At 67.8% G+C, this 21,324-nt stretch carries 16 protein-coding genes; 8 read left to right on the top strand and 8 right to left on the bottom strand.

Annotation, left to right across the window (positions count from 1 at the left end):
• The first annotated feature begins 158 nt into the window (after positions 1 to 158).
• Positions 159 to 1,760: an ABC-F family ATP-binding cassette domain-containing protein gene (locus GC106_RS22965; protein ID WP_173134308.1), complete on the top strand. Its 1,602-nt coding sequence runs from the start codon at positions 159 to 161 to the stop codon at positions 1,758 to 1,760.
• A 44-nt stretch (positions 1,761 to 1,804) separates the two neighbouring features.
• On the opposite strand, the gene rimO is transcribed toward GC106_RS22965, so the two are convergent.
• Complete coding sequence (gene rimO / locus GC106_RS22960; protein WP_173134306.1) at positions 1,805 to 3,166, bottom strand: 30S ribosomal protein S12 methylthiotransferase RimO; 1,362 nt, start codon at positions 3,164 to 3,166, stop codon at positions 1,805 to 1,807.
• Between the two features lie 4 nt (positions 3,167 to 3,170).
• On the bottom strand, positions 3,171 to 3,533 hold the full coding sequence (locus tag GC106_RS22955) for an uS12 family ribosomal protein (RefSeq protein ID WP_173134304.1): 363 nt from the start codon (positions 3,531 to 3,533) through the stop codon (positions 3,171 to 3,173).
• Between the two features lie 219 nt (positions 3,534 to 3,752).
• Between GC106_RS22955 and GC106_RS22950 the strand changes: the two genes are divergently transcribed.
• Entirely contained in the window at positions 3,753 to 4,976 is a 1,224-nt protein-coding gene (locus tag GC106_RS22950; protein ID WP_173134302.1) for a cytochrome P450, read from the top strand.
• 92 nt (positions 4,977 to 5,068) lie between these two features.
• On the opposite strand, the gene GC106_RS22945 is transcribed toward GC106_RS22950, so the two are convergent.
• Positions 5,069 to 8,227, bottom strand: a complete 3,159-nt coding sequence (locus GC106_RS22945) for a LamG-like jellyroll fold domain-containing protein (protein WP_173134301.1) — start codon at positions 8,225 to 8,227, stop codon at positions 5,069 to 5,071.
• 143 nt (positions 8,228 to 8,370) lie between these two features.
• The gene (locus GC106_RS22940) at positions 8,371 to 8,859 is read right to left on the bottom strand and encodes a MarR family winged helix-turn-helix transcriptional regulator (RefSeq protein WP_173134299.1); all 489 of its coding nucleotides are present in this window, start codon (positions 8,857 to 8,859) and stop codon (positions 8,371 to 8,373) included.
• 125 nt (positions 8,860 to 8,984) lie between these two features.
• Between GC106_RS22940 and GC106_RS22935 the strand changes: the two genes are divergently transcribed.
• Positions 8,985 to 9,410, top strand: coding sequence for a Rid family hydrolase (locus GC106_RS22935; RefSeq protein ID WP_173134297.1), 426 nt, complete (start codon positions 8,985 to 8,987; stop codon positions 9,408 to 9,410).
• Positions 9,411 to 9,517: 107 nt separating this feature from the next.
• On the opposite strand, the gene GC106_RS22930 is transcribed toward GC106_RS22935, so the two are convergent.
• A complete protein-coding gene (locus GC106_RS22930) occupies positions 9,518 to 10,546 on the bottom strand; it encodes a peptidoglycan DD-metalloendopeptidase family protein (protein WP_312872792.1) in 1,029 nt (342 codons plus the stop codon).
• Positions 10,547 to 10,568: 22 nt separating this feature from the next.
• Between GC106_RS22930 and GC106_RS22925 the strand changes: the two genes are divergently transcribed.
• Positions 10,569 to 11,453, top strand: coding sequence for a helix-turn-helix domain-containing protein (locus GC106_RS22925; RefSeq protein ID WP_246366627.1), 885 nt, complete (start codon positions 10,569 to 10,571; stop codon positions 11,451 to 11,453).
• A 209-nt stretch (positions 11,454 to 11,662) separates the two neighbouring features.
• On the top strand, positions 11,663 to 12,535 hold the full coding sequence (locus GC106_RS22920) for a DMT family protein (RefSeq protein WP_173134293.1): 873 nt from the start codon (positions 11,663 to 11,665) through the stop codon (positions 12,533 to 12,535).
• 42 nt (positions 12,536 to 12,577) lie between these two features.
• On the opposite strand, the gene GC106_RS22915 is transcribed toward GC106_RS22920, so the two are convergent.
• Positions 12,578 to 14,239, bottom strand: a complete 1,662-nt coding sequence (locus GC106_RS22915) for an alpha-amylase family protein (RefSeq protein WP_173134291.1) — start codon at positions 14,237 to 14,239, stop codon at positions 12,578 to 12,580.
• Entirely contained in the window at positions 14,236 to 15,204 is a 969-nt protein-coding gene (locus tag GC106_RS22910; RefSeq protein WP_173134288.1) for a TIGR03885 family FMN-dependent LLM class oxidoreductase, read from the bottom strand. Before GC106_RS22910 ends, GC106_RS22915 begins: the two co-directional genes overlap by 4 nt.
• 159 nt (positions 15,205 to 15,363) lie before the next feature.
• Here GC106_RS22910 and GC106_RS22905 point away from each other — a divergent pair, with 159 nt between their 5' ends.
• On the top strand, positions 15,364 to 17,445 hold the full coding sequence (locus tag GC106_RS22905) for a glycoside hydrolase family 15 protein (RefSeq protein WP_217280851.1): 2,082 nt from the start codon (positions 15,364 to 15,366) through the stop codon (positions 17,443 to 17,445).
• On the opposite strand, the gene GC106_RS22900 is transcribed toward GC106_RS22905, so the two are convergent.
• A complete protein-coding gene (locus GC106_RS22900) occupies positions 17,420 to 18,490 on the bottom strand; it encodes a CBM20 domain-containing protein (RefSeq protein ID WP_173134282.1) in 1,071 nt (356 codons plus the stop codon). The two genes, GC106_RS22905 and GC106_RS22900, sit on opposite strands and share 26 nt — an antisense overlap.
• Before the next feature lie 148 nt (positions 18,491 to 18,638).
• On the opposite strand from GC106_RS22900, the gene GC106_RS22895 reads away from it, so the two are divergent.
• Both GC106_RS22895 and GC106_RS22890 read left to right on the top strand, forming a co-directional pair.
• The gene (locus GC106_RS22895; RefSeq protein ID WP_217280850.1) at positions 18,639 to 19,919 is read left to right on the top strand and encodes a family 43 glycosylhydrolase; all 1,281 of its coding nucleotides are present in this window, start codon (positions 18,639 to 18,641) and stop codon (positions 19,917 to 19,919) included.
• Complete coding sequence (locus GC106_RS22890) at positions 19,916 to 20,803, top strand: endonuclease/exonuclease/phosphatase family protein (protein ID WP_173134276.1); 888 nt, start codon at positions 19,916 to 19,918, stop codon at positions 20,801 to 20,803. The genes GC106_RS22895 and GC106_RS22890 overlap by 4 nt, the downstream gene beginning before the upstream one ends.
• Positions 20,804 to 21,324: the final 521 nt, after the last annotated feature.

Here is a 21,324-nt window from a genome sequence, read left to right as displayed (position 1 = left end):
CAAAACCGGATGACGGTCGCCGGCGACATGATCTAACCTGGCGGACGTGATACAGCAACTGCTCTTCCTCTGAGGGACGACGCCTCCACCGGTGCCGCGGACCGCGGTGCCGTACCTCGTCCTTGCTGTATCACCTCTTCGCTGGAGGCAGTTCCTTCATGTCGTCACACCTTTCGCTCGCCCCTGCGCGCGCGGCGCACGTCCGCGCGTCCGGCGTACATCTCTCCTTCGGCGGGCGCCCTGTGCTCGCCGGGGTCGACCTTGTCGCCGCAGCGGGCGATCGCGTCGCCGTGGTCGGTGAGAACGGTCGTGGCAAGACCACCCTGTTGCGGGTGCTTGCCGGTGACCTGCCCGCCGACCGCGGCGACGTGCACCGCGCCGGTTCCCTCGGCGTCGCCGACCAGCAGATCCCGCTCGACGCCGACCGCACCGTCGGCGACCTGATCGACCTCGAACTGGCGGCGGTCCGCAACGCACTGGCCGACCTGGAAAGCGCCACCGAAGCGCTCACCGAGGAGCGTCCAGGCGCGGACGACGCCTACGCCGCGGCGTTGGCACGGGCCGAGGCGCTCGACGCGTGGGACGCCGACCGGCGGGTCGAGGTCTCGCTGGCCGCGCTGTCCGCTGTCAACGATCGCACCCGCCAGCTCGGCACCCTGTCGGTCGGGCAACGCCACCGGGTGCGGCTCGCGTGCCTGCTCGGTGCGAGGCATTCGGTGCTGTTGCTCGACGAGCCGACCAACCACCTCGACGCGAGCGGGCTGCAGCACCTCACCGAACAGCTCCGCACCTATCCAGGTGTGGTCGTGCTGGTCAGCCACGACCGGGCCCTGCTGGCCGACGTGGCCACCACGGTGGTGGATCTGGACCCGTCCAGCGACGGCAGGCCACGGGTGTACGGCGGTGGTTACGCCGCCTACGTCGAAGGCCGTCGTGCTGAGCGAGCTCGCTGGGAAGCGTTGCACGCTGACCAGGTCGCTGAGCGGCAACGGCTTGCCGACGACCTGTCCGCGGCGCAGAACAGGTTGCGTGACAACTGGCGCCCGGAGAAAGGCCATGGCAAGCACACCCGCGCGACGCGGGCGCCTGGGCTGGTCCGGGCCGTGCACCGCAGGCAGGAAGAGCTGGCGGCGCATGTGGTCGCGGTGCCGCCACCGCCGACGCGGTTCACGATGCCGGAACTGCCTGAGTACCGCGGCGCCACACTGTTGCGTGCGGACAACGTGACAGTGGCTGAACGACTGAAACAGCCGGTCACGCTGGCGCTGGACTCAGCGGACCGGTTGGTGGTCACCGGCCCCAACGGCGCGGGCAAATCGACGCTGCTCGCTGTGCTGGCGGGCGAACTGGCGCCCAGCACGGGAACGGTGAACCGCGCCAAGCCGGTGCGGGTCGGCCGGCTCGGGCAAGAGTCCGATCCGTCGGGCCGCCGTACCGCCTTGGAGTTGTACGCCGAACGAGTCGTCCGATCGGGACAGTCCGCACCAGGCTTGGGCGAGCTGGGTTTGCTGGACCGGCAGGACGTTCGCCGGCCGCTGGCCGAGCTGTCGGTCGGTGCCCGGCGACGGCTCGATCTCGCGCTGGTCCTGGCCGGTCGTCCCCACGTGCTGTTGCTCGACGAGCCGACGAACCACCTGTCCGCCACGCTCGTCGACGAGCTGACCGACGCGCTGCAAGTGACCGCGGCGGCGGTCGTGCTCGCCACGCACGACCGGCAACTGTTGCGGGACACGGAGTCCTGGCAACGGTTGGCGCTCTGAGTGTGAGGGGTGCCGCGCATGTCCTGTGCGGCACCCCTCACACGTCATTCCTGCACAGTCGCGTACAGGTCGATCCCATGGGTCCCGGTGATCACCGCCTGGACGATGTCACCCGGCTGCGGATCACCGCCGCTGAGCGTGACCTTGCCGTCGACGTCAGGCGCCTGGTGCCCGGCCCACCCCTCAGAGCCGGGTCCCACGAGCACCTCGATCGTCTGGCCGACACGTTCCTCGGCGCGGTGACCGGATACCTCGTCGGCGAGGATGGACAGTTCGTCCGCCCGGTCCCGGATCGTTCCGGCGTCCACTTTGTCCTCCAAGCCTGCGGCCTCGGTGCCTTCCTCGTCGGAGTACGCGAAAACGCCGACGACGTCGAGCCGCGCCTGCGTGACGAACCGGCACAGCTCGGCGAAGTCCGATTCGGACTCGCCCGGGAAGCCGACGATGAAGTTCGACCGGATGCCCACGTCCGGGTTCACCGCCCGGATCGACCCGATCAGGTCGAGGAACCGTTCCCGGTCGCCGAACCGGCGCATCCGGCGCAGCACCGGCCCGCTCGCGTGCTGGAACGGCAGATCGAAGTACGGCGTCACACCGCGCGTCGAGGCGATGACTTCCACCAGGTCCGGCCGCAGCTCGGCTGGCTGCAAGTAGTTCACCCGTACCCGGTCGACCACGCTCGCCAGGCGCGGCAACAGCTTGTCCAGCGCACGGATGTCACCGAGATCCTTGCCGTACGACGTCGAGTTCTCGCTGACCAGGATGACCTCACGAACACCGTGTGCGGCAAGCCATTGCGCCTCCGTCACGATGTCGTCCGGCGGCCGGGACACGAACGCGCCCCGGAAGCTGGGAATGGCACAGAACGCGCACCGGCGGTCGCACCCGGACGCCAGCTTCAACGGCGCGACCGGCCCGCCGCCGAGCCTGTGCCGCAGAACCCGTGGGCCGCCGGCGGGCGCGTGTCCCGGAACGTGCACTGTGGATTCCTTGCGCCGCACCGGTGTCAACGGCAGCAACGTGCGCCGGTCGCGGGGCGTGTGCGCGGTCCTGGCATTGCCCTGCACCACGTCGTCCAGACGTTCGCCGATGTCCGGGTAGTCGTCGAACGACAGCACGGCATCGGCTTCAGGCAACGCGTCCGCGAGTTCCTTGCCGTACCGCTCGGCCATGCAGCCGACCGCGACCACCTTGGCGCCCGACCCGGACGCGGCGAGCAGGGCGTCGATCGACTGCTTCTTCGCTGTCTCGATGAACCCGCAGGTGTTCACCATGACCACCGCGGCCTCGTCCGCCTCGGCGAACCGCCACCCGGCTTGGTCCAGCCGGGCGGCGAGCTCGTCCGAGTCGACCGAGTTGCGCGTGCAGCCCAGTGTCACCAGGGATACCGTGCGATCGGCCGTCATCTCGTCAGGCGATCTGGTAGCGGGCGGCCGGCCGGTCCGGATAAGGCGGGTCACCGGCGTCGATCACCCGGCCCTGCCCGGAGGAGTCGCCGCCCAGCACGCCCGCGACCACGACATCGGATCCCACCTCGGGTGTCACGGCACTGGCGCCGAGATACGCGGTGACGACAAATCCGCTGGCGAACAGGACACGGACGACCTTGCGGACCCCGCTGACCTCGTACACCCCGACACACTTGCCGCGGTGCTCGCCGGGACGAGCCGGCGGGGCCTGGATGTTCCGGCGTTCTTCCGCCATCTGCTTGATCGTGTTCAGGATTCCCCCTAGGAGTGAGTCCTTCACCGACAGGTCCAGCCAGCGTCCCACCGGGCGCTTGCGGCATTCTTGTGATCAGCCGACGACTCCGCCAGGACAGCGGCTCGACCTGGTGGCCCGCGGCTCCGGGGCAACGATGGGTGCCGGTGCGGAGAAGGCGTCACCCACCACGGGCGACTTCCTTTCGGCAAACAATTGATCTGCGATTCTCCGCTACACTCGAAATTTCTCGTTTCCCTGAACAGGCGGACTGCTCTGCTTGGAGGCGGAATGTCAACGGCTGCACGATCAGCGGCGACATCGGACACCATCCCCTTCCTCAACGTCATCGACCCCGAGTTCGATTTCCGGGGCCCGGAAATGATCGCGGCACAGAACGGCAACTGGTATGCCGAAAGTCCGATCGGACTGGTCGTGCTGCGGTACACCGAGGCCCAGGAGTTGCTGCGTGACCAGCGGATGGACCACGGCGGCGGTGACAAGTACCTCGCGGCGAACGGAGTTGTCGACGGACCGATCTTCGACTGGTTCGTGCCGATGATCGTCAATCACGACGGTGACCACCACCGCCGCCTGAGAGGACTGGTGAGCAAGGCTTTCACGCCGCGCATGGTCAACAATCTTCGTCCCTTCATCCGCGATACCGCCGAGCGACTGGCCGATCAAGTCGCCACGGCGGGCGAATGCGATTTCGTCGACGACTTCGCTGATCCGCTGCCGCTCGCGGTGCTGTCCGAACTGCTGGGGGTTCCCCCGGCCGACCATTCGACCTTCCGCCGGTGGACCACGGACATCGGTCTGGTGTTCAGCCTCGCGCACGGCGGGGACATCCGGGCCCGGGTCGAGGCCGCCGTGACCGGACTGTACGGATACGTCAACGGACTGATCACCGAGAAAAGGGCGAAGCCGGGCAACGACCTGATCTCCGCGCTGGTCACCGTGCAGCGGGACGACGGACAGGTGAACGAGGAGGAACTACGCAACCTCATCGTCACGCTTGTGTTCGCCGCCCACGACACCACGCGTCACCAGCTCTCCAACGCCATGGTCGCCTTCGCCCAGCACCCCGAGCAATGGACGCTGCTGGCGCGGCAACCCGACCTGATCGGCAACGCCATCGAGGAGATCATGCGCTGGTGCCCGTCCACCGGCACGGTCTACCGGTTCGCCACCGAGGACTTCGACTACCGCGGCCTGCACCTGAAGACCGGCACGATGATCACGGTCCTGGTGGTTCCGGCCCAGCGCGATCCACACGTCTTCCCCGACGGGCACCTGTTCGACATCACCGCCACCCCGCAGGCCGCGCCCATCCAGTTCGGGGCCGGACCGCACCACTGCCTCGGCGCCGCACTGGCCCGCGCCGAACTCAGCGAGGCACTGCCCGCACTGACCGAACGACTGGGGCCGCCCATCATCACCGGTCCTGTCGCCTGGCACCCACCCCTCGGAATCCATGGCCCGACAACACTTCCGCTCCGGTTCGGTACCTGACTCCCGTGCGTGGTGCCGTGATCGCCATCACGGCACCACGCCGGAGCCGGGCTGAGCCGGTCAGGTGCTCAACGTTCCACTGTGGACCGCTGTCACCAGGCCGCGATCTCGGCGTCGCCCGCCGCCCGGCCGACGACGCGCACATCGTCGATCGCGCCAGGCCAGAAGTCGGTGTTCTGGCCGCCGTACTTGGCCCGTCCCACCGCCAGTGCCCCGGTGCTGAGCAACGCCGGACCGGCCGCGGTCGTGGCCACTCGCTCACCGTCGAGGTACAGCCGCAGCTCGCCACCGGCGCGCACACCGGTGAGGTGGTACCAGCGACCGAGCTCAGGCGTCGTCTCGAACCTGGCCCGGTTGCCTCCCGGTGTGCTGAACGCGAACCCGCCCTGGCCGTACTGCAGGTAGAACGGGTTCTCCTGTTGCCTGCCGTCCTGGCTGACGGCGGTGGCGTAGTTCCCGGGCAGTTCGTCCAGCTTCACCCGCGCTGAGACCGTGTAGTCGCCGGTCGTGTCGACCACCGGACCGAGGGTCTCGGCGTAGCCACCGTTGAACCGCAATGCCGAGCCGGTCACACCCTGCGTCCACGCGGCGCCGGTCGGGCTGAGGGTGAGCGGAGTGCCGCCACCGCTCGAGTCCTTGGCCACCGCTCCCCTGTTCTCGTTCAGCTCCCACTGACCACGAGCCGGGTACGGGTACGGTTTGCCCGCCTCCGCACCGGCGGCGATCACCCGCTGGTTGATCTCGCGGACCGGGCCGGGGTCGACTTTGATGCGCTTGCGGTCGTAGGTCCAGAACCCGTTCAGCTCGTTCTCGAGGTCGGTGACCTGGGTGTAGACGGACGCGGAGAGTTCGGCTCGGGCCTGCCCGAGGTAGAACGTGCGGGTGTTGTCGACGTACTTCGCCGTCAGCGCCGCCTTGTCCGCCACACCGCTGTAGATGTTCGCGGGAGCACCCGGCCACATGTGCCCCGGCGTGCGCAGCGTGAAGCCGCCGTGCTCACCGTCCATCACGGCGCGTACGCCGTCCGGGCGCGGCGGGTCGGTGTTGTTGTAGTCGTGGTGGTCGATGACGTCACCCTTGCCCGAGTCGCCCTTGGAGGCACAGCAGTTCACGCCGCTGTGGGCACTGACGATCCGGCTCGGGTCCGCCGCCTTGACGTCGGTCGTGATCTGACCGGTGACCTCACGGTCCCACTCGCCCCAGCCCTCGTTGAAGACGATCCACGCGCCGATCGACGGCGAGTTGTGCAGCTGCTTCATCAACTCGCGGCTCTCGGTGAGGAACGCCTGCTGGCCCTCGGCCACGGAGCCGTCCTCGACGGACACGAAGTCCTGCCACACCAGCAGTCCCATCCGGTCCGCGTGGTAGTACCAGCGGGCGGGCTCGGCCTTGATGTGCTTGCGGACGGAGTTGAAACCGAGGTCCTTCTGCGCCTTCAGGTCGAACACCAGCGCCTCGTCGCTGGGCGGCGTGTTCAGGCCGTCCGGGTAGAAGCCCTGGTCCAGCATCATCAGCGAGAAAAACGGCTTGCCGTTGAGCGTCAGCTTGCGCTGCCCGCCGACGTCCGCCAGGCCAAGAGACCGCATGCCGAAGTAGCTCTTCAGGTTGTCCCTGCTGGAGCCGTTCGCGAGCGTGACGTCCAGCTTGTACAGGTACGGGTCGTCCGGCGTCCACAGGTGCGCGTTCGGCACCGGCAGCGTCAGCTTGGTGTTGGCCGGACCGGAGACCTCGCCGACCTGCTTGCCCTTCGCGTCCCGCGCGACAACCATGACGGTGGCGGACTTCGACGCGGAAGCGACCTCCACGGTCAGCGTGCTCGTCGCGACGTCCGGCGTCAGTTTGAGCTCGTCGACCGCCGCGTCCGGAACGGGCTCCATCCACACGGTCTGCCAGATTCCCGACGACGGGGTGTAGAAGATCCCGCTGGGGTTTCGCGACTGCTTGCCCTTCGGCTGGTGCGGACCCGTCGTGTCGGTGACACCGACGACGATTTCCTGTTCCCCGCCACGGCGCAGCGCGTCGGTGACGTCCGCGCTGAAGGCGGTGTAACCACCGGAGTGTTCGGCGACAAGCTTGCCGTTCACCCACACCTTGGCTTTGTGGTCCACGGCACCGAAGTTGAGCCGCAACCGGTGCCCGGCCCCGATCCGCCAGTCGCGGGGAACGGTCACTGTGCGGCGGTAGAACATGTGGTCCTCGTGCCGTTCCAGCCCGGAGAGCTGCGACTCGATCGGGAACGGCACGATCACCCGCTCGGGCAGGCGCTGTCCGAACACCGGCTGCTGGCCGGCCTTCGCCGCCGCGAACTCCCAGGGCCCGTTGAGGTTGAGCCACTTGTCGCGTTCCAGCTGCGGCCTCGGGTACTCCGGCAACGGGTTGCGTGTGTCCAACTGCTCGCCCCACGGCGTCTTCAGCCGCTGCTTCGACGCGTTCGCCACGGTGCGCGCGGTCTTCGGCACCTTCTCGCCGTCAACCTCCAGCTCGCCCGCGCCGTCGTAGAACAGGCGCACCCGCTGGCTCCGCAGCACTCGCTCACTCAGCCTGACGGTGACACGGTTGCGGTTGGCGCTGGTGAGCGCGATCGGCATCGGCGTCGAGTCCACCTCCACCCGGAGGTGGTTTCGCAGGTCCCCGAGGTTCGTGACGCGCCCGTCGAACTCCGCGGTGAGCACACGGCCGTGCTCATCCACCGCCGCCGTGGCGGGAACCGCCTGGAAGTCCGGCGGTGGCGTGAACGCCGACTCCGGCACGATCTGCTTGGCCATCGATCCGCTCGACCACCGCAGGAACATGTTCGCGCCGCCGGTGTCCTGGAACATCTCCAGCCGGAAGTCGTACTGGCGGCCGGCTGTCAGCGGCACCGGCGCGCTGGTCTGCTCGCGGTCCCAGTCACCGACCCAGTGGTCGATCACCGGCTTGCCGTCGACGAACAGGCGGAACCCGTTGTCCCCAATGGCGTGGAAGGTGTAGTCGCCGGTCTGCGGTGCGGTGAGGCGGCCGGTCCAGCGCGCGGTCGTGTGTTCGGTGCGTCCGGACAGCAACTGGAACACCGACGTCAGGTCGGCGTGGTTGACCTCGGCATCGAGCACGGTGCCCGCGAGGTTCGCGAAGTCCCGTGCTCCCGGCGCCGACGTGGTGAAGTACTCGCCCTTCAGCCCGTGCACTGGTTCCGCCGCACCTGCCGGTGGCGTCCCGGATGCGACGCCCACCGCCAGCAACAGCGCGACGAGCGTGGTGACGACTCTCGCCATTGATCCGATCCCCATTCGTTTTTACAACGTTGGAAAAGCGCTGACCTCCATCCACGCATGGAACCCGTGCGCGGTGGTACAGCCGTTCGGCGGGTATCAATGTCAGAAATCGGACAAGTTTCCCGGCTGGACGTCCACGGCTGTCAGAGGAAGTCGTCGGGGACGATGCGGAGCTTGTGCGCGATGCGGGTGAGGGCCTTCTGGTCGGTCGCGTTGAGCGAGTCGAGCACGATGCGGCGTACCGAGCGCAGGTGTGTGGGCGCCGCCCGGTGCACGATGTCGAAGCCGGCGTCGGTGAGTTCGGCGAGGGTGTACCGGCCGTCGGCCGGGTCGGGTGTCCGGACGACCCAGCCACGCTGTTCGCAGCGTTTGACGACGTTGGACAGGCGGGAGAGCGACCCGCTGGCGAGGAAGGCGAGCTCGCCCATCCGCAGCGTGCGCCGCGGGGCCTCGGACAGGTGGCTGAGCACGAGGTACTCGAACAGGGTGAGGCCGTGTTGCTGGCGCAACGGCGTCTCCAGCTTGCCGGGCAGCAGCAGGACAAGGGAGATCAGCCCCGTCCACGCCGCCTTCTCCTGTTCGTCGAGCCATCGCGGCTCCTCGTGGTCCTCGTGTTCCTCCGTGCCGCTCATGGCTCTTCCCGCTCCTCCGGCGAAGTTCATCACTTTGCGCTTGAAGTGATCGCTTGCTAGCGTCACTTTACGCGTGAACTCATTCAGGAGCGAACGCGGCACTGTGGACAGGAAGAGCAGGCATCATGAGCACCGTCACCTTCGGCATCACTCCGGGCTTCGGCGAGAAGCTGCACAAGGCCCTCGGCTACAGCGGGGCCGTCCGCGTCGGCGACCGGGTCGAGATCTCCGGCCAGGCCGGGGTGGACGACGACCTGGTCGTCCCCGACTCGCTGGAGGACGAGATCATCCTGGCTTTCGACAACGTGGAGCGCACGCTCGCCACGGTCGGCGCGACCTGGAAGGACGTCATCCACGTCAACTCGTACCACAAGGTCGCACCGGGAGACGACGTCATCGGGGACGACCACAACAAGGTCATGGCCGAGCAGTTCCGCCGTCGCCTCGGCGGCCGCGCGCCGATCTGGACCGAGACCGGCGTGACGGCCCTCGGTCTCGCCGCCATGCGCGTGGAAATCCGCGTCACCGCCATCGTCGGCTCCGGGAACTGAACCGCGCCTCGTCGCGGCAGGCGGCCACCCCGAAACCGGGGCGGCCGCCTGCCGCGCCCGTTCTGATCGCCCAGCCGGGCGCGTCAGACCGTGAGACTCCCAGGCGGCTAGGTACAGGCAGGAGCCACAGGGTCGTTGGAACCGGTGTCCACGAATCCGTCGCTGATCCACCCGTTCGTGTCGAGCTTGTTCCACAGGTCCGTCGGGCCCCACACGCCTTCCACCGTGTCACCTCGTGCCGTGCAGGAAATCCGCACGACAGCGCCGTCCGCGACGGTGCCCGTCACGTCATAGCCCAAACCCGGGCCGGACCGGATGTTGACGGTCGTGTTGTCCCCGGCGTTCACCGTGCCCGTAGGCAGTGACGTGCCTGCGCCGTAGTTGGTCACGCGTCCACCGACGTTGACACGCACGCCGTTGCGCATGGCGTAGCCGCGGTATGCCTGCGTACCTTCGTAGAACGTCCAGCCGCCGATGGTCTGGTTGTTCACGCTGACGTGCGTGTTGCCACGCAGCAGGGAGAAGTGCACGTGGGCGCCCGAACTCGAGCCACCACACGGCAGTTCGTTGCCGATGTGCCCAAGATAGGTCCCGGTTTGCACGTCGGAGCCGTCAGGCAGCGTGGTGAGGTCGTACATGTGGTAGTAGGTCGTGCTGTATCCGTTGGGGTGCACGACTTTCACCAGCGCGCTACGGCCACGGACACAGCTCTTGTAGACCTTGCCCGGCCCGGCGGCCAGCACACGGCCGTCGCCGCCGTTGAAGTCGATCGAGCTGAACGGCCGGCTCTGCCCGCTGTTGCCGTGCGGGCCACCGCCCATCCACCACGCGACGCCCTCCGGCCACGGCAACCCGAGCCCGGTGTCGGCCAGCGGCCGGACTTCGAAGTTCCGTGTGAACAGGTCCTTCTCGCTGTCGCTGACCACCTCGCGCGGCGCCTGCCGGGCCAGTTCGGCAAAACCGGCCGTGCCTTCCAGTTCGACCCGCCATTTCCTGCCGAGATAGCGGGCGACGAACAACGCGCTCAGTGGTCCGCCGCAGTCCTTGAACGTGTGCCGCAAAACTGTGAACGGCCGTGACCAGCGGCGTGGTGCGGCGTTGGAGGGATCAGGCGGACGAAGACTGTGTTCGTTCACAAAATCACCCGGGGGTGCCGTGATGGCGGAGCAGTTCCATTCCGCGTTGCGGGCCGCTATCGAGGACAGCGGCCTGACGCTCGACCGGTTGCGGCACCGGCTGGCGCAGCGCGGCATCCGGGTCAGTGTGACCAGCCTGAGCTACTGGCAGCAGGGCCGCAGCAGACCGGAACGCGCCGATTCCCTCCGGGCCGTGCACGCCATCGAGAGCATCCTCGGAATGCCCCGGCATTCCCTGGCAGGCCTGCTCGGCCCGCCTCGTCCCCGTGGCCGTTGGACCAAGCGGGACCGCTACTACGACGGCATTCTCGGGCCTGCCGAAGCACTGGCCGAGGCCGTCACGCCGATGCTCGGTCCGTCCGACTCGAAGCTGGCCGTGTTCAGCCAGGAGGACAGCGTGCTGGTCGGCGCGGATCGCACGATCCGTTCGGTGCACACCCGGCTGGTGGTGGAGGCCACCGCGGACGGTCCTGACCGGCACCTGGCGGTGTACTGCGCCGAGCCGGACACCGATTCCGCGGAGATCGCGGTGAAAGCCGGCACGAACTGCCGCCTCGGCCGGGTGCGTCGGCATGCCGACGCACCCGTGATCGCCGCGGAACTGCTGTTCGACCGCAGGCTCGGATTCGGCGAGACCCACTTCTTCGACTACGAGGTCACGGTTTCCGCACCGGCGATCAGTTTCGATTACCGCCGTGGCTTCCGTTATCCGGCCGACGTGTTCCTGCTGTGCGTGCGGTTCGCCGATGACGTGCTGCCCGCCCGCATCCACGGCTTCACCCAGCCGAAACCCCACGCTTGTGTCATCGTCGGCGACGAACTGGCGGTCACCTCGGGTCACTGGGTCCATCGCGCCGAACGTGCCGTGAAACCCGGAGTCATCGGCATCGGCTGGGAATGGGCTTGACGATCCGTGCCCGCATGATCGCGGTGCGCTACGCCGCCCGCCGGATATTCCTGAGATCACCGCGAAACTGCCCCGCGGTGATCGTCAGGAGGATAGGGTGAGAAGGAGCGTCCTGGCGCCACAGCGGCCCGGGCCCTCGGCACGTCCGAACGAGGACGCTTAACCACCCCCGTTCCGTCGGGCGAACCGAGATTGGGCGACTGCTTGCCATGACCGACTTGATCATCGCGATCGTGCTGTGCGTGGCAGTGGCCATCGCCTACGCGGCGGCGGCGCTCATCCAGGCCCGCTACGCCCACCTCACCGTGCTCGAACTGGTCCGCGTTCCGGTGTTATGGCTCGCGATCGGGCTCAACGGTCTCGGCGCCGCACTGCACGTGACCTCGCTCAACTTCGGCCCGCTGTCGCTGATCCAGCCGCTCGGCGTGCTCACGCTCGTCATCGCCGTTCCGCTGGCGGCGGTGACGGCACACCGCAAGGCCACCAGGCTCGAACTGACCGGTATGGCCAACACGGTGATCGGCCTCGCCGGGCTCGCTCTGCTCGTCACCACCACAGGCAAGCCGGACACGCTCACGTCTGCTGAGCTGACCATGCTCATCCTCGCGACCGTCGCCGTTGTCGTCGTGCTCGGCCTGTTGGGCCGGCGGCCAGGAGCGTCGACGCTGTGGGAGGCCATCGCCGGTGGCCTGGCGTTCAGTGTCTGTTCGGCGCTGTGCCAGACCGTCGTGGTGCGAGTGGGCGACACCGGTGCCGGAGCACTGGCGTGGCCCAGCACGATCTTCGCGATGATCTCGATCGCGACCTTCGCGGTCGTGGCCACCGTGCTCACGCAGCGCTCGTACCGCAACGGGCTCAGCGCTCCGCTGGCCGTGACCAACCTGGTGAACCCGGCCTCCGCGACCCTCATCGGAGTCGCACTGCTCGGCGAGGAGCTCGCCACCACGAACCTCGAAATCGCCTTCGCCGTCGTCTGTGCGGTGCTCAGCGGCTACGGCGTGGCCCAGCTGGCCCGCGCCCGGGACGCCGCGGCCGCGCTGCCGGCGCCGCCGGCGCGCGAACCCGTCGGCACCAGCGCCTGATCACAGCGACAGCAACCTCTCGGCAGAGCTGCCACACCACCATCATTCGGCCGGGCAAACGCGGAACCAGCGGCAGCCGTAACGGCCGAGCGAGACCTTCGCACAACCGTCCGGGGACACCTTCGTCGTGCCGTCGACGAGAAGATCGGTCAGCGACGAGGAATCGTCCAGGCCTTCGATCGTCAACGAGACCTCGGCCGGTTCCTCGTCCAGGTTGTGCAGGGCGATCACGATGTCGTCGCCGATACTGCAACGATGGGCCAGCACGGCCGGGTGCCCGGGGTCGATCACTTCGTACTCGCCCCACGCCAGCTCGGGTGATTCGCGATACCGCTCGATCAACAACCTGATCCAGGACAACAACGAGTCGTCGCTGCGCCGCTGATCGGCCACATTGACATGCTCAGGGCCGTACTCACCCTCCACCATAGGGCCGGGGAAACGGTCCCGGTCCGCGGTGGAGAAACCTCCGTTGGGGTCGGGTTTCCACTGCATCGGCGTGCGCACGGCCAGCCTGCCTTCGGCCGCGAGGTTCTCGCCCATGCCGATTTCCTCGCCGTAGAACAGAACCGGGGTTCCGGGCAGGCTGAACAGCAGGCTGTAGGCCATTTTCGTGCGCTCGACGTCGCCGAGTATCGACGGCAGCCGCCGTCGCAGCCCGCGGTCGTAGAGCCGCATGTTCTCGTCCGGCCCGAACTGGTCGAACACCTCCTGGCGTTCGTCCTTCGACAGCTTGTCCAGGGTCAGTTCGTCGTGGTTGCGCACGAAGGTGGCCCAGTGGGCGTCACGTGGCGGGCGCGGGCGCTCCCGCAGCGCGTCGGCCAGTGGCGCGGCCGAGCGCCGGGCCATGGCGAGGTAGAACTTCTGCATCGCGATGAAGTCGAAGCACATGGTCAGCTCGTCGCCGACACTCCGCGGGTCACCGAAGAACCGCGAAGTGTCCGGATAGGACAGGTTGACCTCGCCGAGCAGGACGGCCTCACCGTTGCGCCGGGTCAGGAACGCGCGCAGATCCGCCAGGTAGTCGTGCGGGTCGGGCAGTTCGGCGGCGTCGAGCTGGCCCGAGGTCTCCAGCAGGAAAGGCACCGCGTCGACCCGGAACCCGGACAGGCCCAGTTCCATCCAGAACCCCATGATCCGGGCGATCTCGTCGCGCACCGCGGGATTGGCGACGTTCAGGTCCGGCTGCGTCTTGTAGAACCGGTGCAGGTAGTACTGACCGGTCCGCTCGTCGTAGTCCCAGAGGCTCTTCTCCTTGTCCGGGAAGACGATCCCCTGTGGACCGTCCGCCGGCGGCTCGTCACGCCAGACGTACCAGTCGCGGTACGGCGAATCGCGGTCCGAGCGCGCACTCCGGAACCACGGATGCTGGTCGGACGTGTGGTTGACCACGAGGTCCGAGATCACCCGCAGCCCCCGGTCGCGGGCCGTCCGGACGAATTCGACGAAGTCGCCCAACGTCCCCAACCGCGGGTCCACGGTGTAGAAGTCCGTGATGTCGTAGCCGTCGTCGCGTTCCTTCGTGGGAAAGAACGGCATCAGCCACACACAGGTGACGCCGAGCCGGGCGAGGTGGTCGATCTGCTGGGTCAGCCCCAGGAAGTCACCACAGCCGTCGCCGTTGCCGTCCCGGTACGTCTCCACGTCGAGGCAGTAGATGACGGCGTCCTTCCACCAGACGTCGGCGGTCCGGGTGAGTCTCACGACGCGTCCCTTCGCAGCTGAGGCAGTACCTTCTCACCGAACACGTCGATGAACGGGTCGAGCTCCTGGCCGACGTGGTGCAGGTAGATCTCGTCGAACCCCAGGTCGATGTACTGACGGAGCCAGTCGGCGTGCTGGTCGGGCTGCGACGACACGTTCACCACCCGCGCGACTTCCTCAGCGGTGACGGTCCGCGACACCTCGTCGAAATGCTCGGTCATTTCGAGGTCCCAGCAGACAGGCGGCGCGAACACGTTGCTGCGCCACTGTTCGTGCGCGATCGCCGCTGCGGTTTCGTCGTCCGGCGCCCAGCTGAGATGCACCTGGAGGTACAGCTTGCCGCGACCGCCGGCCGAACGGTACGCGTCGATCATCTTCCGCAGGTGGTCAGCGGGCGCGTTGACCGTGATCAAGCCGTCCGCCCACGCGGCGCACCTGCGGGCAGTCGCGACGCTGACCGCGGCGCCGACCAGCTTGGGCACCTCGGCGGGCCGGGTCCAGAGCCGCGCGCGGTCGACCCTGACCAGCCCGTCGTGGCTGACTTCGTTGCCCGCCAGCAGCTCACGGATCACTTCGACGCATTCGAGCAGCCGGGCGTCCCGGATCTCCTTGCGGGGCCAGCCACCCCCGGTGATGTGCTCGTTGCTGGCCTCACCGGTGCCCAGCGCGGCCCAGAACCGGCCCGGGTACATCGCGCCGAGCGTGCCGATGGCCTGCGCGATGATCGCCGGATGGTACCGCTGTCCCGGCGCGTTGACCACGCCGAACGGCAGGTCCGTGGCCTGGAGCGCGGCCCCGAGCCACGACCACGCGAACGCGGACTGCCCCTGCCGCTCGCTCCACGGCGAGAAGTGGTCCGAACACATGCCGGCGCCGAACCCGGCGGCTTCGGCGCGCCGCACGGCAGCCAGCAGCGCGGTCGGGTGAACCTGTTCGTGCGAGGCATGTATCCCGAAGACCGTCATGTCCGGTTGTTACCCGCTCCGGTCCCGCGCCGAACGTCCCCGGTTTCAAGTTGCGGATCGCGCGGCGGCGAGGAGACTCGCAAGTGGGGCTCACGGAAACCGGCACGGAGGGACGCAGTGCGGCGTCGGCTGTTATCCGCCTTGGCAGGTCTGTTCATCATGATCGCTCCACCCGCGCTCGGCGACACCGGCACGCCACCCGGCGCTCCCGGCGTCAACCCCGGCTATCCGCCCGCTGACAAGCAGGGCTTCGGCACGGCCCGCCCGGCCGGCAGCCCGGTCTGGTTCACCCTCGGCCGCGGCGGGCTGACCGAGACGTTCCACCCGGACCTGTCCACGCCGGCCGCCCGCCGCCTTGACTTCGTGGTCACGGACGGTGAGACGTTCGTGCAACGCGTGTCCGACGTGCCGGTACGCACCGACCAGGACCGGCTGTCCTACCGCCGGATCGCGCGGGGACGCGGCTGGACGGCGACGATCACGTACATCACCGATCCCGCTCGGCCGTCGGTGATGGTCAGCTTCGAGCTGCGGTCGCACCGCCCGTTGCACAGTTACGTTCTCCACGAACCGACCCTGTCCGCCAAAGGCGCCGACGACCAGGGAAAATCGGTCGGTGACGCACTGGTCGCCACCGACGGGTCCGCCGCGAGCGCGCTCCTGGCCCAGCCGCCCTTCTCCGCGACCTCCTCGGGCTATCTCGGTACGAGCGACGGATGGACCGACCTGTCCCGCCATCGCGCTCTGACCTCCCGTTATCCCCAAGCCGGGCCGGGCAATCTCGGGCAGACAGGGCAGCTGACGGTCGACGGCGTACGCGACCGGAACGTCGTAGTGGTCCTCGGCTATGGCGAGAACGAGCAGAGCGCCATCGCGACCGCCCGAGCGTCCGCGCAGCAACGTTTCCACGACGTCCGCCGTGCTTACGTCCAGGGCTGGGAGGAGTATCTGCGTGGCCTGAAGACCCCGGCCAGCGCCCAGCGGGCCGTCTACGACTCGTCTCTGCTGGTTCTCGCGGCGAGTGAGGACAAACACAACCGCGGCGCGTTCATCGCGTCCCCCTCCGAGCCGTGGGCGTTCGGGACGAATCCGGAACTGTCGCCGACACCGGGGCCGTACCACCTGGTGTGGCCGCGGGATCTGTACCAGGTCGCGACCGCGCTGATCGCGGCGGGAGATCGGGACGCCGCGAACCGCGCTGTCGACCACCTCATCGGCGTGCAGCAACCGGACGGCCACTTCCCGCAGAACAACACCGTTTCCGGCCGTCCCTATTGGACGAGCATCCAGCTCGACGAGTCCGCGCTGCCGATTGTGCTGGCGTGGCACCTGGACCGGCGGGACGAGAAGACGATCTCCATGGTCCGGCGGGCCGCCGACTTCATCGTCGGCTACGAGCAGGACGGGTTCTCGGCGCCGTGGAGCCAGCAGGAACGCTGGGAGAACCAGAGCGGCTACTCCCCCGGCACGATCGCCGCGACCATCGCGGGCCTGGTGTGCGCGGCCGACATGATCGAGCGTTCCGGCGACGCGGCCACCGCCCAGCGGTACCGCTCCATCGCCGACGACTGGGCCGCGCGCGTCGAGTCGTGGACGGTCACCAGCAACGGGCCGCATTCAGCGCAGCCGTACTACCTCCGGCTCACCAAGGACGGCAGGCCCAACGAAGGCACCGCGTACAACCCCGGCGACAACTACCCCGGCACGGTCGATCAGCGAACCCAGGTAGACCCGAGTTTCCTCGAACTGGTCCGGCTGGGTGTGAAATCCCCCCAGGACGCGACGATCCGCAACACCGTCGCCGTCGTCGACCGGGTGCTGGGCGAGATCACGCCCACCGGGCAGTTCTGGCACCGGTTCACCAACGACGGCTACGGCGAACGCGCCGACGGCGGCCCGTGGGACATCGGCGGAGAACGCACGTACGGCAGGCTATGGCCGATCTTCGCGGGAGAACGCGGCGAATACGAACTGCTGGCCGGAAAGCCGCACACCGCCAAGTCCCGGCTGCGCGCCATCGCGGCCACCGCCAACGACGGCATGATGCTTCCGGAACAGGTATGGGACCACCAGGCACCGCCCGGTGAACGACCGGGAACGCCGACGACGTCCGCGACACCGCTGGTGTGGACACACGCGCAGTACATCCGGCTGGCGTGGTCGATCGACGCGGGCAAACCCGTCGAACAGCCCGCCGTTGTCGCCGACCGATACCTCAACTCCGGCGGTACCGGCGGGTAGGCGTCGTGCCGTCCTCGGCCTCGCGTTCGACTCGACGGCGGCGCTGCTGCTCACGGTAGCCGTAGGTCGCCTCGCGGACGGTGACGTCGTCCTCAAGGCCCGAGCCGACCGCCCCGGCGATCGTGCCGAGCACGCTCGCCATCAGTGCGACGATCACATAGTCGGACACGTCGGCCGCGTGGCCGAGCGTGTTCGACAGGTAGTCGGGCGGGATGACCAGCGCCACGGCGGCCAGCGCGATCAGGAACATGGCCAGGAAGAACGCGACCGTACCCACGAGGATCGTGACGACCGTACTCGCATTACGCAGCCGCACGTGCGGCCGACGTTCCCATAGGTCATGCCCGGCGACGATCCAGACGGTCAAGGCGCCGACGGCCACCGTGGTCAACGCGGCCAGCCGCCACGGCCCCAGTGACGCGCCGAGCGTCCAGATCGTCGAGTAGAGCACGCCGAACGTCATCCCGGTCAGCGCACCGGCGAGCGCCCTGGACAGGCCACAGAACAACTGCCACGGCCGGTTCATCCGGACCATCCCCGTCAGCAGTCGCGCCACGGCCCACCGGCGTGGCCGCACAATGTCCACGTAGGGCGATTCGTGCACCACGTCGCCGGGCAACCGCGACGACAATCCGGTCAGATAGGCGATGATCCGCACCACCAAGTCACCCAACCGGCGGCGCAGATCCCACGCACCCAGCGCGGGCAACGAAACCACGGCCACCCGTTCGTCGGTGTGCAGGCTGGCGACGACAACGCCCGACTCGTCCCACATCGGTTGGTCGGTGATGCACACCACGAGGTCCCACACGGTGTCGCGGACATGTTGGCGTGCCTTGCCCATCAGCTGGTCGTCGTCCGGATACATCGCCTCGAACGGCTCGTGCACTGTGTCCACAGTCCACTTCACCGCGTCACTGGCCTCAGCGCGGAGACGGTCGGACAGCGTGTCGTGCAGCAGGTCTGCCAGCACCGCGGGCAGTCCGGGGTCGGCGAGCAGGCCGACTGCCGCCGACCGCGGGGAAGTTTCGTTCGATTCAGTCACCACCTCGTGATCTACCCGCCCGCACAGGCGGAAAAACCACTGCGCACCACTTCAGCGTTCACCACGTGGTCAAGGATTGACACTTTCGGACGTGAGTTGGTTGCTGTATGACAGGGAGTATCCCTGCATTGGAGGCAGCCGTATGCGCATGCTCCTGGTTCCTGCGATTGTCCTCTCTCTCCTCGTCAGCGGAAGTGCTGCCGGCGCGGCGGTGCCGCCCGCATCGGTGATCAACGCGGATTTCCCCGACCCGGACGTGCTCCAGGTCGACGGCACGTACTACGCGTACTCGACCAGCAGCTGGGCCGGGCGCGTGCCGGTGGCCAGCGCGCCATCGCCGTCCGGGCCGTGGACAGTGCGCGGTGACGCCCTGCCCATAAGACCGTCCTGGGCCGGGAACGGCGGTTTCTGGGCACCAGACGTCTCCCGACGCGGTGACGGCCGATTCCTCATGTACTTCACGGGCCCGAGCACCGCTACCGGACGGATGTGCATCGGCGCGGCCACATCCACTAGCCCAACCGGGCCGTTCACAGCCACAAGCGGCGCTCCGCTCGTGTGCGACGCGGCCGAGGGTGGCGACATCGATCCCAGCAGCTTCGTGGACACCAACGGCGCGCGGTACCTGTTGTACAAGAACGACGGCAACGCCGTCGGCAGGCCTGCGATCGTGTGGCTGCAACAGGTTCAGGCGGATGGCGTGACGTTCATCGGCGGACGGACCGAGCTGATCCGCAACGACCGCCCGGAAGAAGCGGGAGTGATCGAGGCACCTGTGCTCGTCCGCCGGGCGTCGCAGTACGTGCTGTTCTACTCAGGCGGCTCGTACGGCGGGAACACCTACTTCACGAGCTATGCCGTGTCGCCCTCGATCCGCGGCGGTTACACGAAGGCGTTCCGGCCGTTGATGACCACGGCCACGGTCAACGGCGCGGTACAAGGACCTGGCGGCGCGGACGTGCATCCGAACCGCATCTTCTTCCACGGCTGGGTCGGCAACGCGCGGTGGATGTACGTCGCGGAGTTGGGTTGGGCCAACGACTTTCCCATCGTGCGCGGCAGCCGTGTCCGGTATGAAGCCGAACGAGGCGCCATCAACCACGCGGAGGTCCGTACCGGCGTACCGGGCGCTTCGCAGAACGCGGTCGTCGCCAAGCTCGACTACGCCGACAGCTGGGTCGACATCACCGTTTACGCGCCAGGCGCGGGAAACTACACCGCGTACGTCCGATATGCCGCTGGTTACGGCGATGCGCAGCACACTGTGACAGTGAACGGTGGCACGCAACTGGTGTTGACCTATCCGAACACCGGCTGGGAGAACTGGTCCGAAGCCGGGCTGGACGTGACACTCAATCCCGGCTGGAACACCCTGCGCTTCCAGTACCGCGCTCGCTGGGCCGAACTCGACCAGGTGGAGCTGGCATGACCAGACTGGGAATCATGAGCCTGCTCGCCGCCGCGTTGATCTCCCTCGGCATGGTCCGGCCGGCCGAAGCGGCTGAGCCTCCCGTGATCGGGCCCGCCCGTGGGGACGCGCTGCACGTCATGTCGTTCAACCTGCGCTACGCGTCCGCGACCGAGCCGAACTCGTGGGCCGCTCGGCGTCCGGTGATGGCCCAGTTACTGCGTCGTGAGCAACCCACCGTGCTCGGCACGCAGGAGGGCCTGTACGGGCAGCTGAAGGACATCGAACGCGACCTGCCGTCGTATTACGACTGGATCGGGATGGGCCGGGCAGGCGGCAGCCGTGACGAGTTCATGGCTGTCTACTACGACTCCCGGCGGCTCGATCCGCTGGAGTTCGATCATTACTGGCTGTCCGACACCCCGGACGTCATCGGGTCGAAGTCCTGGGGCAACAACGTCATCCGGATGGTGACCTGGGTGCGGTTCGGGGATCTTCGTACCGGCAGGCAGTTCGTTGTCGTCAACACGCACTTCGATCACGAGTCGGAGAATTCCCGTCAGCGTAGCGCGGAGCTGGTCCGGGATCGGATCAACGCGTTGGCTCCCGGCTTGCCCGTGGTGCTGACCGGGGACTTCAACGCGGCCGCCGAAAGCACTCCGACCTACGACATCCTGATGGGAGGCGCCGGGTTGACGGACACCTGGGTCGCTGCGGCTGAACGTCGGACTCCGCTTTACGCGACCTTCCACGGTTACCGCCCGCTTGTGCCGGACGGAGCCCGGATCGACTGGATTCTGGCTCGAAACGGGTTTGCCGTTCAGGCCGCTGGGATCAACACCTACTCTCAGGGCGGGCAGTTTCCTTCCGATCATTTGCCGGTTCAGGCCCTGCTGACTCTGTGACCGCATTTGGGGCTCTCCGCTCACTTTGTCCTTGGGCTCGGACCCTTCCGGTCGGCTTGTGCTTGGCCGGTTCCTTCGGGTCTCCTTGGTTCAGTGGCTCTTGACCTTCCGGCCGCCTTGGGCTGGTAGTCCTTGACCTTCCGGTCGCTTTGGCATTGGGCTTCTGGGCCTTCGGGTCGCTTTGGTGTCTGGCTTCTGGCCTTTCTGTTGCTGTTGCGCTGGGGCTCCTTGTCGTGGGCGGGGCGGCTCGATTTGACAAAGGGGGCCCTGGGGCGGCCTCGGGGAGGGAGCCGGGGAGACCCCCACAGCCATGCTCATGCCACTCCCTGCAGGCAGTCGGGGCCTCCCCGCACCGGAGAGTTTCCGGCCGCCCCCACCCTTTGTAAAATCGAGCCTTCGTCCGGGGCCTTTTCCCTTCTTGTCGCCTTCCAGCCTGGCTGGGTGGGGGTCGTGAGTGTTTATCCGGGTTCTAACCCTGATAAACACTCACGAGGGTTTACCTGGGGTTGGTGGGGGTGGGG

Origin of the sequence: Kibdelosporangium persicum (assembly GCF_013280595.1) — a bacterium.
In the GTDB taxonomy this organism is placed as follows: domain Bacteria; phylum Actinomycetota; class Actinomycetes; order Mycobacteriales; family Pseudonocardiaceae; genus Kibdelosporangium; species Kibdelosporangium persicum.
The sequence above is the reverse complement of the archived record's forward strand: the minus strand, read 5'-3'. Positions and strand labels throughout refer to the sequence as shown.

Coding starts and splice junctions, on each gene's coding strand:
- GC106_RS22925 (WP_246366627.1), top strand. CDS start 10,569: ATGGCGGAGCAGTTCCATTCCGCGTTGCGGGCCGCTATCGAGGACAGC.
- GC106_RS22910 (WP_173134288.1), bottom strand. CDS start 15,204: ATGACGGTCTTCGGGATACATGCCTCGCACGAACAGGTTCACCCGACC.
- GC106_RS22905 (WP_217280851.1), top strand. CDS start 15,364: ATGATCGCTCCACCCGCGCTCGGCGACACCGGCACGCCACCCGGCGCT.
- GC106_RS22950 (WP_173134302.1), top strand. CDS start 3,753: ATGTCAACGGCTGCACGATCAGCGGCGACATCGGACACCATCCCCTTC.
- GC106_RS22920 (WP_173134293.1), top strand. CDS start 11,663: ATGACCGACTTGATCATCGCGATCGTGCTGTGCGTGGCAGTGGCCATC.
- GC106_RS22890 (WP_173134276.1), top strand. CDS start 19,916: ATGACCAGACTGGGAATCATGAGCCTGCTCGCCGCCGCGTTGATCTCC.
- GC106_RS22895 (WP_217280850.1), top strand. CDS start 18,639: ATGCTCCTGGTTCCTGCGATTGTCCTCTCTCTCCTCGTCAGCGGAAGT.
- GC106_RS22935 (WP_173134297.1), top strand. CDS start 8,985: ATGAGCACCGTCACCTTCGGCATCACTCCGGGCTTCGGCGAGAAGCTG.
- rimO (WP_173134306.1), bottom strand. CDS start 3,166: ATGACGGCCGATCGCACGGTATCCCTGGTGACACTGGGCTGCACGCGC.
- GC106_RS22965 (WP_173134308.1), top strand. CDS start 159: ATGTCGTCACACCTTTCGCTCGCCCCTGCGCGCGCGGCGCACGTCCGC.
- GC106_RS22945 (WP_173134301.1), bottom strand. CDS start 8,227: ATGGCGAGAGTCGTCACCACGCTCGTCGCGCTGTTGCTGGCGGTGGGC.
- GC106_RS22940 (WP_173134299.1), bottom strand. CDS start 8,859: ATGAGCGGCACGGAGGAACACGAGGACCACGAGGAGCCGCGATGGCTC.